The sequence below is a fragment of the uncultured Nostoc sp. genome (assembly GCF_964245575.1).
Taxonomy (GTDB): Bacteria; Cyanobacteriota; Cyanobacteriia; order Cyanobacteriales; family Nostocaceae; genus Nostoc.
Genome location: NZ_CAXTNP010000009.1, coordinates 1 through 19,734 on the forward strand (window position 1 = coordinate 1; position 19,734 = coordinate 19,734).

Annotated in this window: 9 protein-coding genes and 3 pseudogenes; 1 reads left to right on the plus strand and 11 read right to left on the minus strand. The window is 40.1% G+C overall.

Annotation, left to right across the window (positions count from 1 at the left end):
- Positions 1 to 512 precede the first annotated feature (512 nt).
- Positions 513 to 722, minus strand: a pseudogene (locus ACFFAP_RS02535) (ISLre2 family transposase); the annotation flags it as partial.
- Positions 723 to 1,003: 281 nt separating this feature from the next.
- Here ACFFAP_RS02535 and ACFFAP_RS02540 point away from each other — a divergent pair.
- A pseudogene (locus ACFFAP_RS02540) lies at positions 1,004 to 1,580 on the plus strand (hypothetical protein); the annotation flags it as partial.
- Here the strand turns inward: ACFFAP_RS02540 and ACFFAP_RS02545 are convergent.
- From ACFFAP_RS02545 to ACFFAP_RS02590, 10 genes and pseudogenes are all read right to left on the minus strand, one after another.
- Positions 1,491 to 1,784 carry an HNH endonuclease gene (locus tag ACFFAP_RS02545; protein ID WP_375509766.1) on the minus strand — a complete coding sequence of 98 codons (294 nt, stop codon included), beginning with the start codon at positions 1,782 to 1,784 and terminating at the stop codon, positions 1,491 to 1,493. The pseudogene ACFFAP_RS02540 and the gene ACFFAP_RS02545 overlap by 90 nt on opposite strands.
- 222 nt (positions 1,785 to 2,006) lie before the next feature.
- Positions 2,007 to 2,192 (minus strand): hypothetical protein, encoded by a 186-nt coding sequence (locus ACFFAP_RS02550; RefSeq protein WP_375509748.1) that lies wholly within the window; start codon positions 2,190 to 2,192, stop codon positions 2,007 to 2,009.
- Positions 2,193 to 2,540: 348 nt separating this feature from the next.
- Positions 2,541 to 4,388 carry an ATP-binding cassette domain-containing protein gene (locus ACFFAP_RS02555; protein ID WP_375509749.1) on the minus strand — a complete coding sequence of 616 codons (1,848 nt, stop codon included), beginning with the start codon at positions 4,386 to 4,388 and terminating at the stop codon, positions 2,541 to 2,543.
- Positions 4,389 to 4,690: 302 nt separating this feature from the next.
- A complete protein-coding gene (locus ACFFAP_RS02560) occupies positions 4,691 to 6,484 on the minus strand; it encodes an ABC transporter ATP-binding protein (RefSeq protein ID WP_375509750.1) in 1,794 nt (597 codons plus the stop codon).
- Between the two features lie 380 nt (positions 6,485 to 6,864).
- Positions 6,865 to 7,167, minus strand: coding sequence for a helix-turn-helix domain-containing protein (locus ACFFAP_RS02565; protein ID WP_375509751.1), 303 nt, complete (start codon positions 7,165 to 7,167; stop codon positions 6,865 to 6,867).
- Between the two features lie 80 nt (positions 7,168 to 7,247).
- Positions 7,248 to 7,352, minus strand: a pseudogene (locus ACFFAP_RS02570) (IS1 family transposase); the annotation flags it as partial.
- A 256-nt stretch (positions 7,353 to 7,608) separates the two neighbouring features.
- Positions 7,609 to 8,760, minus strand: a complete 1,152-nt coding sequence (locus ACFFAP_RS02575) for an aldo/keto reductase (RefSeq protein WP_375509752.1) — start codon at positions 8,758 to 8,760, stop codon at positions 7,609 to 7,611.
- 389 nt (positions 8,761 to 9,149) lie between these two features.
- Positions 9,150 to 15,011 (minus strand): amino acid adenylation domain-containing protein, encoded by a 5,862-nt coding sequence (locus ACFFAP_RS02580; RefSeq protein WP_375509753.1) that lies wholly within the window; start codon positions 15,009 to 15,011, stop codon positions 9,150 to 9,152.
- Between the two features lie 257 nt (positions 15,012 to 15,268).
- On the minus strand, positions 15,269 to 16,318 hold the full coding sequence (locus ACFFAP_RS02585) for a TauD/TfdA family dioxygenase (RefSeq protein ID WP_375509754.1): 1,050 nt from the start codon (positions 16,316 to 16,318) through the stop codon (positions 15,269 to 15,271).
- A gap of 17 nt (positions 16,319 to 16,335) precedes the next feature.
- Complete coding sequence (locus ACFFAP_RS02590; RefSeq protein WP_375509755.1) at positions 16,336 to 19,581, minus strand: amino acid adenylation domain-containing protein; 3,246 nt, start codon at positions 19,579 to 19,581, stop codon at positions 16,336 to 16,338.
- Between the last annotated feature and the right edge of the window lie 153 nt (positions 19,582 to 19,734).

Sequence of the window (19,734 nt, forward strand, 5' to 3'; positions counted from 1 at the left end):
GTTGGTTTAAGACCGCAAAGCATCGCTTTGGCTTACATCGCTTCGGTCAAGGGACGAATGGCACTAAGTTAAGCTGAAGGGTAGGCGGCGTAAGGATTGCAGAGGAGCAGGGGGGCAGAGGGGCAGAGGAGAATTTCTCTTGCTTCTTTCCGTATGCCTCTTGTTTCTGTCCGTATGCTTCTTCCTTCTTCTTTCTCCCCTGCTCCTCCGCTCCTCTGCACCCCTGCTGCCTCAACGATTTTCCCTTTTCTTAGTGCCATTCGGTCAAGGGACAATGCTATTGAATGTATCGTTGGTTCATCCTTTCTCTAACCGCTTACCTGATTGCTCACTGGACTTATCTGGAGACTCAGTTACCATTACCACCTGATTGGGGAGAGGCAGCACAAACAGCAAGAGAATCATTTTTCCCTCAAATAGTTGTGTCTCTTCTTTTACTTGATATTAAGCGATTAATTCCTCTTGCACTTAGTTGCGGTTTTCACATCCATTTTTCCAGGTGCAAGATGTGAGCTAATATTAATTCCCCAACTGCTCCGGATTGTATGTGAAGCTTCAAACGAACTAGCAATCGCACCATATTGAGCGATAGTTGACCAGACTAATGGTGTCAATCCTTCTGACATTCCCAACCATTTTAAAAATGGACAGAATCCTTGATTTGGGAATTTATTTTTCTCGTTTACTTTTTCTGCTCTTCTTACCACGTATAGTAATTTGAGAGCACTCGTGGGAGGTTAAAATAAAGCGCATTTTGTCAATCAGTTAAAATACTGAAAATAGTCTTATTGAAAATGATAATCGTGCGCGGGGGAGGGGGAAGGAAGCGAACGACGCTCGCCTCCTTCCCCCTCTATTTGATTATTATTATCAAGTAATTTTTGAAAGTTAAAATTTAAAGCGAAAAAGTATTGTAACGGCAGAATAAATTTATAAGAAGTGGGCAACATTGTTAGGTAAATTCAATTATTAAACGAGTTAATGAAAAGTTTGGTTTACCGCCATGCCCAAGCGACCAAAACAAAACTCTGACCACGCACACAAACATAATACTCCTACTATAGATAAGGAGGCAATTTCTCAGCAATTACAAGCAATATTTAACTCCAGCTATTTTTGCTCAACAAAAATATTATAAGCAGTTAGGATGCCGAGATAGAATTCTGAATTTCTCGTTCATGGTAGCAGCAGTATTAACGCTATTGTGGAGGCAAGTACCTGGTGTTCAAGAGTTAAATCGTCTTTTGGCAAGAGAAGGTTTATTATGGTGTATACCTACTAAAGTTGCTCAACAGTCACTATCAGAAAGATTTTTAGTTTTTCCTAATGAGTTATTTGAGCGTGTCTTTAAAGATTTATTGCCTAAATTGCAATTTAATTGGCAACAAAGACTCAGGCGACCACTGCCAGATAGCGTGAAGTTTTCACTCTATAATTTTGAACGAATATGGATAGCTGATGGGTCTACATTAGAGGCTTTGTTTCGGAAGTTAAAAAGCCTGGAAGACTTGAAAGCAGGGCAACTTGCAGGTAAGATTTGTTATGAAATTAGGAATATCATGTATCCACTCCCAGTTGAATTTGTTCCAGAATTGAGAAAGTTTCTCTAGGAATTTGGAGCGGTCTTTCTTCCGAATTTCGATTAGGTCAATTGCGGTCTTTTCGTCGTGACAGTGCCGATGCAGTAGTTGTAGGTTTTTGTATTCATCCTTGCCGCTTAACGCACTGGGGGTGATGTGGTCTACCTCTAAAACATCCCATTCTTGGAAGCTTAGTCGACAAATATTTGCTTATATCGAAAGTAGAACATATATTATTTTTCATTGTAGGCATCCCTGTTTTTGTTTTGATGTTAGATATCAAAACCTTTACTCCAAAGGGAATCCTACCTTTTTTTGTCTCCCAAAAATGAGTCATCTTTAGAAATTAAAATATTCCACAAATCTAAAACAGTATTAATACTGTGTCTTTTGTAGTAAAAATACAAATTATACTGAAACTAATTTTTAGCGAGCGCAGCTTTTTTGCCCGATCTCACCAAATCGCGTTGCTCCCCACACACTGATACCTTGATTTTTAATCATGTAAAGCGCTTGTAACCGTTCTTTGATTCGTGCATCATTCTGTTGACGTACCAACACTTCAAGTTCTTCGACACTTTCTTGGATATCGATATGTGTTACTCCTGCCATCACTCACCCTAAATACTACCTCTCTATAACATTTACCATCTGTCGCATTCTTTTTTCAAATTGGTATTACCCCTTGATGACCAAACCCCGGCATCAATTACGCAAGCAATTGCAAACTGCTTAAACCGCAAGTGTTTCGGCTTTTCTTGGTGCCATTCGTGCCATTCGTTTTTGACCCTTTGGTATATTTTCCTTGTCCTGTATAGGTTTGAGTCTTGTTTTTGCCTCAAAAATGTTTAAGTCCCGTTAGATTGATGACAAACAGTCTGCCGTTATGGTCAAATAATTCGTCGTTCTACAGCAAGGCAAAATTTTTGTATGCTCTTATTTTGGCAAAGGTATTGTTAACTATAAATTATATGTATGACTAAAAATTTCATCAAAACTTCCTTGTGCTTGCACTCTACCTGCTTTCAATACAATCACTTGGTCAGCGCGGCGCAAGACCGAACGTTGATGAGAAACCACAAGACAGGTCGGTGTCCAATGATTTTGCTTTAGTTTTGTGCTGTTAACAAATATCCGCGACCATAACGCCAATTCTGTTTCCACATCTAAAGCACTGGAAAGGTCATCAAACACTAGCAATTCCGGTTGACGTATAAACATTCGCGCTGCTGCTACGCGCTGTATTTGTCCACCAGAAAGCCGCACGCCCCTCGACCCTACCAAAGTCTCTAGATTATCATTCATAGTTGCTAAATCTTGCTCAAACACAGCCATGTTTAAAGCTGTTGTGATGTCACAATCATCTTTAGACAAGCCTAACAAAATATTTTCTCGCAGAGTGTAACTGAACAACTGAGGAATTTGGGGAGTATAAGCACTGCGAGGTGGAATAAAGAAACTGGCGGGATTTTCAACGAAATGCCCATTCCAGTAAATACATCCACTTTGGATAGGTAATAATCCTAATAACACCCGTAGCAATGTAGTTTTTCCAGAACCAATCTGACCAGTAACTACAGTCAAACTACCGCGCTGAATTTCAAAGCTCACATCTGTAATTCCTTGAGTCGTACCAGGATAATAATAAGTTAAATTAGATACTCTCAATGATTGCAGGCGGTAAACGCTAGCCATGCCGTCAGGCTTATCGTTCTCGTTCCTCAACGGTTGTTCAACTGCTTGCAAGGATTTTTTATTTCCCTTGAGCTCGTTGAGATCCAATCGATTGTGAGCCACTAAAGTATATGGTGTATCACTAGATATTAAACTAGCCATACGTTCAAAGGATACTTCTGTGTACTTATATAACGCCATGAAACCGGCAAGGGAAGTAAAAAAGCTAGTCACAAAAGAGAGGTTATAAACGAACAAAGCAAAGTCACCCACCGTCAACTGACCAACACTGCTCTGCATTAATTGAGAAGCCAGTAGTAGAATTATCCCTGTCCCCAGACTCACTATATTTTGAAAGCCAGAATTAAGAATGGTGTTGAATAGGCTATCCTTAATCATCATCTGGCGGCGTTTGTCATTGAGAGTGCGAAAATAATCCAGTACATTTTTTTCTGCTCCAGCTACTTTAATTGCTTGTACTGAGTCGAATATTTCACCTAAAATTCCTGTCACTTTTTCAGTAGCTTCGCGGCTAGCTTTTCTATACTGTTTAATCCGAGCTTCTGTTCGTCGAATAATTACTACCATCCCTACTAATGGCAGAAAAATAAACAGCGTCATTTGAATATTAATACTTAATAAAATGACTAAACAAATACCAGAAAATATTCCTTGTCCTAAAACTTCTGATATTAATGCCACATTTTCTTCTATTTGTTCGGCATCATCACGAAAATAGCTAATTATTTCACCCTGAGACACAGTTGTTTCAGTTTTTTGATTAACAACCATTGGTTGTGCAGTAGGATTGTTAAAAAGGTGGTCTAATAAATTATGTCGCAGTAATGACCGCACAATGAAACGATACTGAGTTTTGGTAATACGCCCTGCAAATATTACGGCAATATGTCCTAAGTTAAGAGCCAGCAATAATGCAATTAAAGTCAGAGGAGTAAACCCAAATTTTGCCTTGCCCGTTAAACTGTTGAAAAATTCCCTGATGATTAACCCAGGTAGGGCAGGTAAACCCATGATAAAAATCCAGAAGCAGCTATCAATTAAATATAGTTTTGGTTTGTAAAGAATAAGTTGCCATAATAACTCCCAACCTCTTAGTTTTTTTGTTGAACCCATAATATAGGACTCCTATTTTATTTTTGCTCTCGTTAGGTACACCTTTATCCTTCTCCTCTGTTAAAAGCCTATCGCACTTGTGCTGCGCTTCGCACGCCACGTAAATAATTTTTTCAAATCAAAGTGGATTGCTATAATTTGTAGTTGATTGGCTCATTTCCTATCAATGATAATAATTATCAAAAGATAGCTTTACTCCATCGCGATTGCTCATCTACCAACTACTTTTGACTACACCCTAATTTGTAATTCGTAGTTAGTAGTTCGTTCTTTAAAAAATATTTTTAGATTCATAAATTGGTTCAACCAGTTTGCAATAATTGAGCAAAACGTGAGTAAGGATTTTTAAGTAACTCTTCTCTCGAACCGTATTCACTAACTCGACCTTCTTCTAAAATCAAAATTTGATTTGCTCTTTCTACGGTTGTCAAACGATGAGCAATAATAATGCCAGTACGTCCAATTAATAACTTATCTACAGCGTTTTGAATAAGTTTTTCTGTTATGGGGTCGAGGCGAGAGGAGGCTTCGTCCAGAATTACTAAACCAGGATCTTTAAGAAATACGCGAGTAAATGCTAATAACTGCGCTTGTCCCGCAGATAAGCCGCTACTGTCTGGCCCCAAATTTGTATCTAAGCCTTGGGGTAATGAATGCAACCATTCTGATAATCCCAATATTTCTAAGGTTTCATATATGCATTCGTCGCTAATATTCTGATTAAAAAAGGTAACATTATTGCGAACTGTAGTTTGAAACAATTGTACATCCTGAGTAACTATTCCTATTTGTTTAGGTAAATCTGTTAAGGAAGCTTGATTGATAGGTATACCCCCCAAGCGAATAGAACCTGATTGAGCATCATAGAATCTCAGCAATAACCGTGCTAGGGAAGATTTACCGCTACCTGTACGTCCTAGTAAACCCAGTAGATGACCTGGAGGTAAATCAAAGGATATATTTTGCAATACCAAATCCCGAGTTCCGCAGTCCCTATTACCTCTTATCCCCTCTGGGAACTCCGAGTTACCTAGTCCCCAGTCATGATAGCTAAATGAGACGTTCTCAAAAGTTACGGAAAGTGCACCATGAGGAAGTTGCTGTTCGCCTCCTGCACTCAGTTGAGATTTTACTTGAAGTAAATCTTGAATACGGTAAATACTGGCTTCTGCTTGTTGGAGGTCTTCAAATTGGTTGCGAATTTGCTCAATTGGTTCGTTCAGTAAATTGGTGTAATAGTAGAGCAGGTAGACTGTGCCGATAGTAATAATATTTTGACTCCAAAGGTAAGCACCCACGCTGAGGGCGATTGCAGTACCTAAAGTAAAGATACCGTTAGTTGTACCCCAGAGAATAGTACTGGCAAAGCGTGCTTTGTGAAAGATGGGCAACCAGCGTTGCAAAATTTTGTGGAAGCGGTGCATAACATAGCTTTTCGCTCCATTAGCTCGCACGTCTTCCATGCCAGCGAGTTGTTCACCCACAAAACCAAAAAAATCGGCACTAATTTGGCGATAACTTCTCCAATGGGGAACAGCTATAGAACGTAGGCTCATCAGAGTAGATAATGCTGTTAGAGCAAAAAATGCAATAGCCAAACCAGCTCGCCAATCTTCTGTAAAAAGAACGACAATTACACCTAACATCAGCAGTAAATTGCCCAAAATGTGAACAGTGAAATTGGAGAAAAATTGAGAGAGAGTTTGAACATCACCGTCTACCCGTTCTAGCAATTCACCAGGTGTATATAATTTATGAAAGGATAAATCTAGTCTCAAACAATGCTCAACCAAGTCAGCACGTAAGGCGTTAGTGGCTCTCCAGGCGACGTTTTCCCCGTAGTAAGTAGCAGCAATTGAGATGACTTGAGTTACTAAAGCTACACCAATAAATAGCAAGGCGGCGAAGAGTAAATTTTGTCTAGAACTACCTGCTACGGCTGTATCAATAAAATAACGCAGAATTTGGGGGTTAATTAATTGTAGTCCAATGCAGGCGAGGAGGGCGATCGCAAATTTGATTACCCGCCCTTTTTGGGGTTTGAGATAATCTACAAGTAAGTTCCAGTACTGCTCTTGAGCAAACAAAGCTGGCATTTGGTATTAATTCTGGATTAGAACTCGATAGAATTAGTTTTTCAATACTCGGCTGATGTGCCTACTTGTGCGTTTCTACTTTTGGGCGAATGCTTCTGTGGGTAAATTAGTCTTAGGTCTTTTACGATACCACCACATCCTGTAATAAATAAAATTAAAGGCGCGATGAGAACAATATTTAGGTAAAAAGAAGATGTACAAACCCATGCCTTCCCACTTTGACTATAATTGCGCTCACTTCTTTACACAGATGTATCGGACCGTTGTCCTGCACTATTACTCTGATACGTTCTATTTTTTGGGCAACTGATGCTTCGGTCTCCATCATTTGTATATAAGATTTGTGTGAAACGCCGCCACTCACTAAACCATAAACAAAACTAATTAAGGGTTGGAGAAACCCAATAATACTTAACCGTTTCTGTCCACTTCTGTTTCCCTTCTCGTCCTGGTTTTTCCCAAAGCCCTTCCACCCCTAGCCTTTGCCATTTATGCAAAACTTCTCTTACCGTTTGTGCAGTCCAATGAAAGTGAGCCGCTATTTTCTCTACATACCAACCATTGGCACTCAATCTAATCATTTGTGCTCTGTCTTTTACTTTCTGCGGTACATCTGCTGCTCTTAGGTAGAAAAGAGTTTTATCTTGTTCTTTAGTGAGAAACACCCTTAAACGGCTGCCCATATCTGTGTGACCCTGGTATATACATTCTACGTATTTACTTATCTTTACACAGTTAGCTTTTTTTCACCTCGTTCTACTTAGACATCAATAAATTGGCAATCGCAATTACTACAGATGTGATTTTGTTTACCTCGCTGCAAGCCATTTTTCCTCATTTTAGTAGAGCAGCAGTATGGACCATTCACAGTAGATCACCTCAATTCCTCCCTCTATTATGCAACGCCTAGTTACTTAACTGAAAAAACATAATCACATTTTTATTAGAAAATAAGATGTCTTTTCCCTGCTATCTGAAAACAATTGTTTAAAGGGAATCCTACCTTTTTTGTCATCATCACAGAGCAGGTGAAATTTTTACATATTTATGCTTAATAGCTTGTATAAACTATTTTATATACTGAAGATAATTATTAGCAAACGCACTTTTTTGACCCAACTTCACTAAATTGCGTTGCTCCCCATGCTCTTCAACACTTGAACAATTGAATCAGTAAGTCCTTGAAATTTCTCCCTTTCAAAGGTTGGAAAAGCAGTAAGACTTAAATTTTCTTCTATATGTTCTATAGCTTTCATCCCCACAAGAGCAGTGAGAAGACCAGGGGCGCTTCGGGTATACTGGAGTGCACACTGGCAGTCCGTCCAAAGGTTGTTACCAAAGGCAGAAGTGATAATTTCTGGAATCTGCCCTACAACTTGCGCTTGATAAAGCGAATAGCTGGCTATTGGAGTAATGCCTAAACGGTAAGTTGCTTCTAATAGTGGAACTTTTTCTCCTTCAATATTCTGAGTTGGTACAAGAAGTGCTTCTAGCATGACCATGTTTAAAGGAAATTGGATAAATCGGAATCGATTTTCCTTGTTTCTAGCCACTTCCTGAGCAATAGATTTTATTCTTGCCAGATCTAAATGCTTCTGAGAAGTCGGAGGTACACGGAAGCCCTCCCAAGTTGCTAAACCATAAGCAGCAATTTGCCCAGCATTTATTGCGTCTTCCATTGCCTTGAAAGCATCTCGTAACCGATCGTAGAAAATATTTGGTGTAATATCAGTTAACTGTCTTTCTGGATTGTGGATATAGTAAACGTCGATTGTCTGGAGTCCGAGGTTTGTGAGACTTTGATTGATCTGATCTCGAAGATACTCCGGGTGTATGCAGTAACGTGTCTCGACGAGATCGCTCATGTTGATGCTATAGTTGCTTTGTTCTACATACTGCTTATAAAATAAGTTTGCTCGGTTTTTCTCTGGATATGGAAGAATACCGCCTTTTGTACAGATAATAAGTTCATCCCTTGATGTTTCTCCTGATTCGAGAAGACGCTGAATACCTTCTCCCACACTGCGCTCTCCTTGCTGATAGCGGTAGCTGATTGAGGAGTCAATCAAGTTGACTCCACGCCGAACTGATTCGACAACAGCTTTTACCACAAGAGCGTTGGTTTGTTCATCGGGTTCACCAACAAGCGAACCAATCCCAATAGAGCTTGCAATGAATTCGTCAGTTTCTCGGAAATAAGTTGGCGCACAGTGCTTTTTGTGCCGTTCTCTGTAACGTCGCGTTCCTTCTAAGGTAGCCTTGCCTAGAATGGTCATTATAGTACTTCCTTGTATCAAAAATGGTGTTGATGTAACTCCAGTCATCTTATTTCTAATGGTTTTCAGATGAATAGACCATAACTTTTAGAGTGAGCGGTGCCAGCCCTTTCAATGCGTTTATTTGTACTCATTTTTTCACCTAGCTATTAATCCTTACACCATTGTCCAGAAGAGATTTTCTTCAACAAAATGCTCAATGACAGAGACAATATTTTAGTCTTCTTTGATGTTGCAATCGCTTGCTTGTCACATTGATGGCTTAGATCCGTAATTTTATGCTCCAGTCTGGAAGAGAGTTTCAGGCTTTCTCTAAGTAGTTTATTTGTTCGTATTGAAAAAGCTGGCAGTGCTCACCCCACAAAAAATTGCTATAAGAAACTTTCTCGCTAATTACTTAGCTGCGGAGCATTTAGAAAGCCGCTTTGAATGAGATAGGAGAAGTAAGTACTAAGCAATTTAGCATCTACAGGTGGGCACATAATGGAAGTACTTGTAAGTCCATCAATTGTATTCTGAAAATCGAACTTTAATGTTGCTAAGTTAAAAGTTTGTTCTGAAGACTCTTGGTTGCGATCGCCTTCAGCTTCCATACCAGCAAAAAAAGGTATAAGTGGGTACAACGGATTATTCAGAGAATGCTCAGAAGCATTGAGAAGTTCTGCTTCCCACTGGTTGTAGGACATTGGTTGCAGGGGATAGCCAAACTTACGAATCCAATCAAAAAGCTCAAACGAGCGGATTGGGTGCGGATTGGACAGGTGAAAGATTTTCTCAAGGGATTTGTTTTGCTTTGATAAATAAACTATAGCTTTGCTCACATAGTCTACAGGAGTCATATCCACAATAGTTTCTACATCTGGTGCACATTTAAGTTGTATAAAGCCTTTCAGCATTCTGTACAAACGGTCATTCATGTTACAGATTCCGCTTTGGCTGTGCCCTGATACACGTCCTAGCCTGTAAATACAGACAGGAAGCCCTCGATTATGTGCAGTTGTGACTAACTTTTCAGCAACCCATTTAGTTTGAGCATAACCACTAGAAGGCACTTGGCAATGATCAAAATTAAAGCTGTGCAGTTCTTGAATCCCTTTTACTTCAGCATGGTTCTCTGAGGACAAAACACTAAGGGTCGAAATATAGTGCACAGGCTTAACTTTGATTTGACTAGCTAATTTCAAGACTTCTTGGGTTCCTAAAACATTGGCTGCTTTAAGGGTAGAGTATGGATAAACAAGATTAATTGCCGCACCGTTGTGATAGATAACATCAAGTAACTCAGCCATAGCTTGAAACTGCTGTTCGGAAAGACCCAAAAGCGGCTCAGACAAATCTCCGACAACTGGAATAATCCGGTTGCTAAGAGATTCATTCCAAAGCAAATAAGATTCAAGGTGGCTTTGGAGTCTCTTGTTCCCTGATTCAACATTAGGAGCACGTACTAAGCAATAAATATTAGCATTCGTTTGTTGCAAGAGTTCATGTAGTAAGAAAGCTCCTACAAACCCTGTTGCTCCAGTCAACAAAATATTAGCTGGCTCAATTGTAAACTCAAAAGATGTCTCAGGGGAAATAGTGGGATTCAGTACAGCTTCAGCGTTTAAAGCCGCAATAGTCATTTTACCAGTTGTGGTAGAAGCGTTTGCTTGGTGTGTTATCTTGATTGGATTTGGATCTGCTTGTAAGAAATCAGAAGGGGTGTACTTCCTTGGCTCAAGAGACTTACAGTGATTGATCAGTTCGCGCAAAGCTGCTGTAAAACTCTCGACTAGACTCTCAATTGTGACTCGGTGATGAACAGCCTTGCTGTATATACAATCCAGTCGCAATTGACCTCCTGCAATAATCGCGATCATATCTATTAGATAGCTTCTGTTTCCCCGCAGGCTGCGGCTTGCCCCACTAGATTCTTGGGCTGGCGCAAACAGAGCTGATCCAGAAAACACTTGATCTGACTGACCCAGATAATTCAATCTAATTTCAGCCTTGGGCAGATGCAGTTTCAAAGGCTTTGCTGTCTCGTCACTAAGATAGCGCAGTACGCCATAGCCAATTCCTCGATTCGGAATACTACGCAACTGCTTTTTGACCATCTCTAAAGTCTCTGTTGAGCTAGAATTTTCTTCTATATCTAATAAAACGGGGAAGATAGTAGTAAACCAACCTACAGTACGTGAAAGGTCTACATCTTCAAAAATTTCTTCTCTTCCATGACCCTCTAGGTCAACCAGGAGTAAATGCTTACGACTCTCCTTTGCACTACACTTACCCATCCACTGCTCAAAAGCTTGTACCAGTGCAGTGAGCAATATATCGTTAATTTGAGTTTGATAAGCTGCTGGTATCTCCCGTAGCAAACTTTGAGTCTCTTCCTCACTAAGAGCTACTGATATAGTGCCAGCTTTAGCCATTGTGTTTTCACCTTCACGAAAGTCTACTGGTAAACGGGCAATTTCTTTACCATTCTTTGTTAACCAGTATTTCATCTCTGATTGCAGTGCTGGTAACTGCGCGTACTTCCTTAATCGTTCTGCCCAATGCTTGAACGAACTTGTTTTGGGTGGCAGTTGTATCGTTTTCTTATGGTTAAGCTGTTGATATACTGTCTGTAAGTCTTCGAGTAAAATTCGCCAGGAAACACCATCAACAGCGAGGTGGTGGATCAACAACAGCAGCCGACTAAGCTTGTCCGTACCTAAGTCAAAGTAGATTACTCGCATTAGCGGCCCTGAGGATAGATTCAAGCTGGTCTGTAGTTCAGCAGCAGCGGCTTCAAGAGCTGGTCTTTGCTTGTTTGGTGACAACGCCGACAAATCCACTCGTGAACAAGGCACAACTGAGTCGGAACTAGCAGCAGACTGTTGCCAACCAGATTCTTGAAGAAAAAAGCGAAGGCGGAGAGCATCGTGGTGCTCAAGCAATTTCTGTACCGTTTGCTCCAACAGTGCCTGATTGAGAGCTTGCTGAACTTCCAGCAGAATCGACTGGTTCCAGTGGTGCGAGTCAGGAAGATTCTGTTTAAAGAACCAGTGCTGAATGGGTGTGAGAGGCACTTGACCTGTCACTAGCCCTTGTTCAGCTTGAATGGTTTGGTTTGTACTAGCTACTACTGCTAACTCAGCAATTGTCTGGTGTTCAAACAAATGCTTAGGGGTAATATGCAGACCAACCTGGTTGGCTTTGGCAATAATCTGCATACTAAGGATAGAATCTCCGCCTAACTCAAAAAACTTATCATAAATTCCTACTTGCTCAAGTCTAAGGATCTTAGCCCAAATCTCTGCCAGCACTTTCTCTACAGCCGTGCGAGGTGCCACAAAAGTTCCTTCTAAATTCGAGGTCGTGTTGGGCGCTGGTAGTGCCCAACGATCCACCTTGCCATTAGGCAAGAGCGGCAAAGTCTTCAGCCGTACGAAGGTTGACGGAACCATGTACTCAGGTAGCTTTTCCAGCAAGTATTCACGCAACTGACTAGTTTTGAGGGCAGATTGTTTTTTGGGCACTACATAGGCTACCAGATGCTTGTTGCCAGGTTGATCTTCGCGAGCCAGCACCACAGTCTCCCAAACCAGAGGGTGTTTTCTCAGTGTTACCTCTATTTCCCCTAGCTCAATGCGGAAACCATGAATTTTTACTTGGTGGTCAATTCGCCCGAGAAACTCAATGTTGCCGTCGGGTAAGTAGCGAGCTAAATCCCCAGTTTTATACAGGCGTTGCCCAGAGGCGATCGCTCCCATCTCTGCAAAAGGGTTTGAAATAAACTTCTCTCTAGTTAAGTCAGGTCGGTTCAAATAGCCTCTAGCCACACCTGCCCCACCAATGTATAGCTCTCCAGATACACCAATTGGCACTGGTTGCAGATAAGAGTTTAGCAAAAATACTTGTGTGTTAGCAATTGGACGGCCAATAAGAACTGTTTCAGAAACACGATCCGTCTGCCCTCGCTTGATGGGATAAGTTAGTACGCCTACGGTGGCTTCTGTCGGTCCGTAGTGGTTAAAAATCAGGCACTCGGTCGTTAATTGTTGGATCTGTTCAATCAGATTCCAACTATAAGTTTCACCACCAAGAATTAGTCGCTGCCGAGGCAATATTTGTTCAGCGTGAGAAGATGTCAGTAAGGCAGCAAGGTGAGAAGGAACAATCTTGAGACAGTCGATGGGATGGCGATGAAAATACTTTGCCAACGCCTCTGGATTGGAAGCACGTTCTTGTGACACTATATGCAGACATCCACCCATGCACAGGGAAGAAAAGATTGTTGTGTTGCCCAAGTCTGCGGCAAAGGTGGAGACGGTAGCAAAGCTGTTACAAACGGAAAGGTCTAGTCTTTCGACGATAGCATTTATATAATTAAGAAGTTGCTTATGCTCAACGGCAACTCCTTTGGGCTGACCTGTAGAGCCAGAAGTGAACACCACATAAGCCAAATTCTCGGCCTTCACGTAGCTGGTTAAATTCTCCTTACTCTCTGACGATATGACTGTCCAGTTGGTATCCAGAACTACTACCTGGGTCGTATGTTCGGGAAGCGTCTCGACCAACTGCTGTTGAGTCAATAATATCGGTACTTGAGCATCCTGTAACCTGAAGGTTAAGCCCTCCTTTGGTAAAGCAGGATCTAGCGGCAAGTACGCACCACCAGTTTTAAGGATACTAAGCAGACCAATGACTATCTCAAGCGATCGCTCTGCATAAAGACCCACTATGATTTCAGAACCAGCACCTAGCCGCTGCAAATGATGGGCGAGTTGATTAGCTCGTGCATTCAGTTCAGCATAGGTTAAATGCTGATCTTCAAAAACTACAGCAATGCTATCAGGTATGTGTACTGCCTGTTGTTCAAACAAATGGTGAATACACTGTTCTGGTCGATAATTAGCTTTAGCTGTGTTAAATTCGACAATTAGTTGATGTTTTTCAATGTCGCTCAGAAGCTCTAACTCAAAAATAGGTGCTTCCGGATTCTTGATTATACTTAATAGAAGTACTTGAAAATATGATGATAAGCGTTTGATGTCTCTGCTTAAAAATAAGTTAGAGTCGTAGTGAAAGTCTGTGACAAGAGAATTGCCACTACGAGTACAGGAGAGTTTAATCTTGAAGCGGTCAATGTATGCATAGTGCTTTTGAACTGACAACAAAATGTCAGCAGATAGTTGATTATTAATTTGTTCTAAAAAATCAAAACATATTGGGAAAAATGGTAATCCTACATCAGTCTTAGTTAATCCTGAAATTTGCTGAAAATTAAAGTAATCCTGCCATTTGTAAGCATTGTTAACAGACTGTTTGGTTTGCTCCAATATTTCACTGAATTTTAAATTTCTTTCTAAATGACAACGAAGTGGCACATACTTTGCCAATAAGCCTATTGCTTGCTCTAATTCCTCATATTTCCGACCATCGAAAGCAGTCCCGACTATTATATCTTGTTGTCCTGTAAGATGCAAAAATAAAACTTGAAAACAAGTTAGTAAAAGTATAAAAATTGAAGTATTGTACTTCTGTCCTAATGCTTCTAACTTCACTAACAAATCAGAATTATCTTGACTATAAATTTGAGGTTGGAAGTCTGAAGTACTGAAGCGTTTATTTTCAAAAGGTAGAGTCAATCTCAGAAAATCGTAAGAAGTATGTCCGTGCCAATATTCTCCTGCTATCTTTGTATCATCCGCCTCAATAAGCTCGTTTTGCCATTCAGCAATATCTGCATATTGTACTGGTTCATCTAATAGCTCCTCATCACGCAAATAAGCAGCATAATAACGGCTAATTTGATCTACTAAATTTTTAATAGTAACGCTATCTGCTAAAAGAGATGGTAAGTTTATGAGCAATATATGCTTGCATGAAGATAAAGTCACTAAAGACAGATGAAGAAGAGTACCACGTTCTAAATCCAAAGGTATTTGGCTTAATTGACTAAAGATTAACTCAATATTAGCCTGTTGTTCTTGAGTATCTATATTGCTGAAATTATAATATTTAATTGAGGGTGTAATCCTATCGTTTATTACTTGAAGTGGAACTATCATTCCAGGTAGGCAACGGAAATTGGTACGAAGAATTTCATATCTATTGAGAATATTATGTAAAGCTGAATTTAAAGCTTTTAGATTTAGAGATCCTTCAAGTAAAAGACTACAATGTGCACGATAAGGCTGGTTACGCTCAACTTTTTGGAGCAGCCATAAGCGCCTCTGTTGAGGTGAGAGACGATACCCATCAATCGGTTCTTTTGACATATAAAAGTCTCCATTACATAGTAAAATTTAAGAGTTTTTGCTAAACTTTGTCAGGAAAGAATTATGGCTAATTCATCATTTACCTCCTGTTTAAGACTGGGATTAGAAAACCAAAAGTAGAGTACAAATTCTTAACCTGACAAACTCACAGTTAGTGAGAATTACATATTTAATATTTGATGACTAAGTAAGTTGTATTGAAAGTAGATTGCAAAACTCCTTTCAATCATTTTTTGGGACGTAGTTTATGCGAACTGCTAAACTCCTTCAGAACTAAATGGCTCAGTCATTCCTACAAAAACTTTTCGTGTTCCCGAAAATGGCATACGTCCATGTGCGATCAACATATTGTCTAGTAACAGTATATCCCCTTCTTTCCATGTAAACATAACTGCTTCCTGTTGATAGACATTACGGATTTCTTCTAACACAGAATTTTCAATGGGAGAGCCATCCCCGTAGTATGCATTTCGAGGTAAGTCTTTTTCTTTGAACCTAGTTAAAAGAATTTCACGGACGTCGGGTTCTAGGCTTGAAATATGGAACAAGTGGGCTTGATTAAACCATAGTAGCTGTCTTGTAGTTGGATGCGTTGCAATACTCTGGCAAATTTGGTAAGTTCTCAAACGATCTTTATCCTTCCATTCAACTTCAATATTGGCACTACGGCAGTAGTTTTCTACCTCTGATTTATTTGTAGTTTGAAAAACATTTTGCCAGGATATATCTAATTCATCACCATAGTTTCGCACGTACATAACCTTTTTCTGCTGGAAATGATTTCTAATTTTTGGAGTAATCTGCTCAAAAACTTTTTGACTGTTGGCTAACGGTGTTTCTCCTCCTTTCTCAGCAGGTTGAAGACAATAAAAAAATATCTTCAAAGGCCAGTTGTCGGAGTATGACATCTCGTTATGTAAAGGAATAGATCGAGTAGCAGTATATTCTGTCGAAGTGTATATTTTGCCTCTGACAGCATTTCTTGGTGTAGAACGATACGAATATGCCATTAGCTCTCCGGAAATAGCCCTAATAAATTCTTCAAACTCAATTAATCCCTTCAAATTAAAGTTTCTAAAAAGGATACCTCCATGCTTTAGTAATTGTGCTTCTATGAACTGCTTATTATTTTGAGCCCAGCATGCCAAATTCATCTCGTCTATATTAGGCTTCACAACTAGAGGAAATTTGTTTTCAGGCTGAAGATATTCTGTTCTAATCAATTCCTCTTGAGATACACTGATGATTTGCCGTTTGAAAGACCTTAACTTGTTGAGACTGGGTTTTTGGAATTTTGAATCTTTCATAGGAAGTCTTTTTGAATTTACAAACCAGGAATAGCCTTTCGCTTAACCATCTTTAACTTTTGGAGACTAGTTTTTTCAATTTCTTTTTCTCTACGCTCCATTTGATTTTCAGAAAACTCATAACTCTCAAATGGTTCTTTAGACATGACTGTAAGAATCATAGTGTAGTAATTGCCAATATCTTTTACCTGCTCACTACATAACTCAGCTGCGTTAAAATCTAGAGATAGTCGGATTTGGGAGGAAAATATATCTAAACTAAACTGAGATAACAGTGTAAAATCTTTAATTGATAAACCATTTTCAGCTAATATTTCTAAATCACCTAATGTTTGAAGGCGCTGATAGATGTGAAAGTGAGTGAAATTAAAGGATGTTTCAAACAATCGCTCGCGACATAAATCCTCTTTTATTTGAGCCATTGGATACCACCGGAAGGGCAGCAATTCTCGCTCAACTTCCAGTGTCTGCCGTATTAAATCAATCCAGTTTCCTCCATGTAGCTTCAGACGAAAAGGCAAAGTGTTAAGAAAAAGTCCTAAGCTTCGTTCTCCATCGGTTGTTTCCGGTCTGCCATTTGATGAAAGACCAGTTAATACATCTAATTGGTTACTCAGCAGACTGATGACTTTGAGGTGTGCAGCTAGCAAAACGCTCTTGAGTGGAACAGCAAGAGATTTTGCCAACTTATAGAGCTCTTCAGAAACCTGAGAACAAATTGGAACTTCTAGTGTTTGACTTTCCGCAGAGATGGGAGTTAGGTTTGAGGAAAACCAACGTGGCAGAATTGTATTTGTGCTGCCATCAAGTTTTTGTAACCAGTACTGGCGGCACTCTTCAGACTTAAGTGCTTTTTGCTGCAAAGCCACAAAATCTTGAAATGTGCTTGCTGGGGGTAATGAGGGTAGAGAAACTTGTTCCTTTAACAAACAGAAATAGCGTTCTAACAACTCTGTGAGTGTCAAGCCCAAACTCCATCCATCAAGAATCGCATGGTGAAAGCTTAAAGTAAACTGAAATGTCTCTCTACTACGAAGGTGAATTTGAAAGCGTAGCAACGGTGGATTTGTCCAGTCAAAATGCCGTTTTTTTTCATTTTCAATAAGGAAAGCCATTGCTTTCTCTTGCTCTGTAGGGGAGAGATGGCAAAGGTCTTCCACTTGCCAAGGAATGTTTACTGTATGATGAACCAATTGCAGTGGCTCACTGAAGTCAGTGAGATTAAATGAAGTGCGTAATACTGGGTGACTCGCTAGTAGTTGCTGTATAGCTGCTAGCAAGAGCTGAGACTCAAAAGGCGCTCGTAAGTGAAAACTGAAAACATCATGGAAAACAGCACTTTCCAGGTTATATTCGCTATGAAAGAGCATCCCCATCTGAAGCATAGTCAGAGGATAGGCATTTTCTAAACTGTTAGGTAACCTTAGCCTATCTTTTTCGGAAATAAGGCTGAAGGACTGAACTGGTTGTGTTGCTGTAGTATCAGTCTCAACTGACGTTAGATTTTGGGCGAGTTCGTGAATTGTCTGATGTTGGAATAGCTGCTGGATTGAGAAATTTAAACCTTGTTGCTGTAACAGAGATTGAACTTGGATGCTCCGAATGGAATCTCCTCCTAGAACAAAGAAGTTGTCTTTGACACCAACTTGTTTGAGATTGAGAACTTGAGCCCAAATTTCAACTAGTATCTTCTCTTGCGGTGTATAAGGGGCTACGAAAGTTTCTTCCAATTCCGGTCTTACTTGGTCAGGTCTTGGCAGTGCTTGACGGTTCACTTTGCCATTAGGAGCCAACGGTAGTTTCTCCAACAGCATAAAGGCTGAAGGGACCATGTACTCAGGCAACCGCGATTTGAGGAAATTTCTTAATTCATTGGTCGTGGGAGTGTGTACGGGGTTAGGAACGACATAGGCTACTAAGCGTTTACTGCCTACTTCATCTGTCTGAGCCATCACAACTACCTCTCTCACAGCTAGATACTGACTTAGTACTGCTTCAATTTCTCTGATCTCAATACGGTAGCCTCGAATCTTCACTTGGTCATCAATACGACCGAGAAACTCTATATTGCCGTCTGCAAGATAACGTGCCAAGTCTCCAGTCTTATACAGACGGCTCCCTTCTTTGCCAAAGGAGTTAGGAACAAACTTTTCAGCAGTCATACCGGGTTGATTGAGGTAGCCCCGCGCTAGTGCGTCTCCACTAATGTATAGCTCGCCTGGAATTCCAATTGGAACTCGATTTAAATATATATCCAGTAAATAAACTCTCCTATCTCCTATAGGTTTTCCAATAGGAATCGATTGCACGTTTTTGCTTAAAGGTCTGGAAATGTAATAAGAGCAGGCAAATACCGTACATTCTGAAGGACCATATCCGTTAGTAAGCTGTAATGAGGGTAATAATTCAAGAGCATGACGAACGTGAGGAGATGAAAGTTCTTCCCCACCGACCAGTAGCTGTTGAACACCAGACAATACCTTAGGAAGCGAGTCGATTATAATGTTGAATAATGATGAAGTTAGCCACAACACATTGACTCCGTATTTTTGAATTGCGTTGCCCAGGTTTTCAGGTGTAATAAGTTTTCCTGGATAAAGAGCGCAGCATCCACCATGTAACAACATTGACCACAGTTCTAATGTGAATGCGTCCCAAGAAATAGAAGAATGCTGCAAAAAGGTCTGCTCAGAATCTAGATGAAGGTAATCAACGTCCAATATACAACCAAGAACGCTACGGTGGGGAATTTCTGTTCCCTTTGGTCTTCCTGTCGAGCCAGAAGTATAAATTATATATGCTAGATTTTCAGGTGTCACTTTGCAGTGAGGATTTACTTCGTTCTCTGATGTAAACGTTTCCCAATCTGTGTCAAGACAAATGACTTGCGCCCAGTATCCTGGTAGTCTCTCTACCAACTGCTGTTGCGTCAATATTATTGGTACTTTAACGTCCTCTAGCATAAAAGCTATACGTTCTAAGGGATACGCTGGGTCTAATGGTACATAAGCTCCGCCTGATTTAAGAATACCTAAGATCCCTATTACCATTTCCAAGGAGCGCTCCACATAGATTCCTACAGGTACATCCGGCTTTACTCCAATCTTCTGTAGGTAATGTGCTAGTTGATTTGCCCGTCGATTAATCTCATAATAGCTTAATTGTGCATTTTCATAGATTAACGCTACAGCATCAGGTGTCTTTAATACCTGGGTTTCAAAGACTTTATGAATACACTGGTACGTTTGAGAATTGCTTAACATTACGTTTTCCTATTTTATTCAAATAGCTGGTCTAAAAAAGTAAAATCTTTAATTTTTAATCTTTCTATTTTCAAAAAAGTATGTATCTGCAAAACACTCATTTATTTGTGAACCGTCTTTAATTGAACCGATGAACCGACCCCAACAAGCACC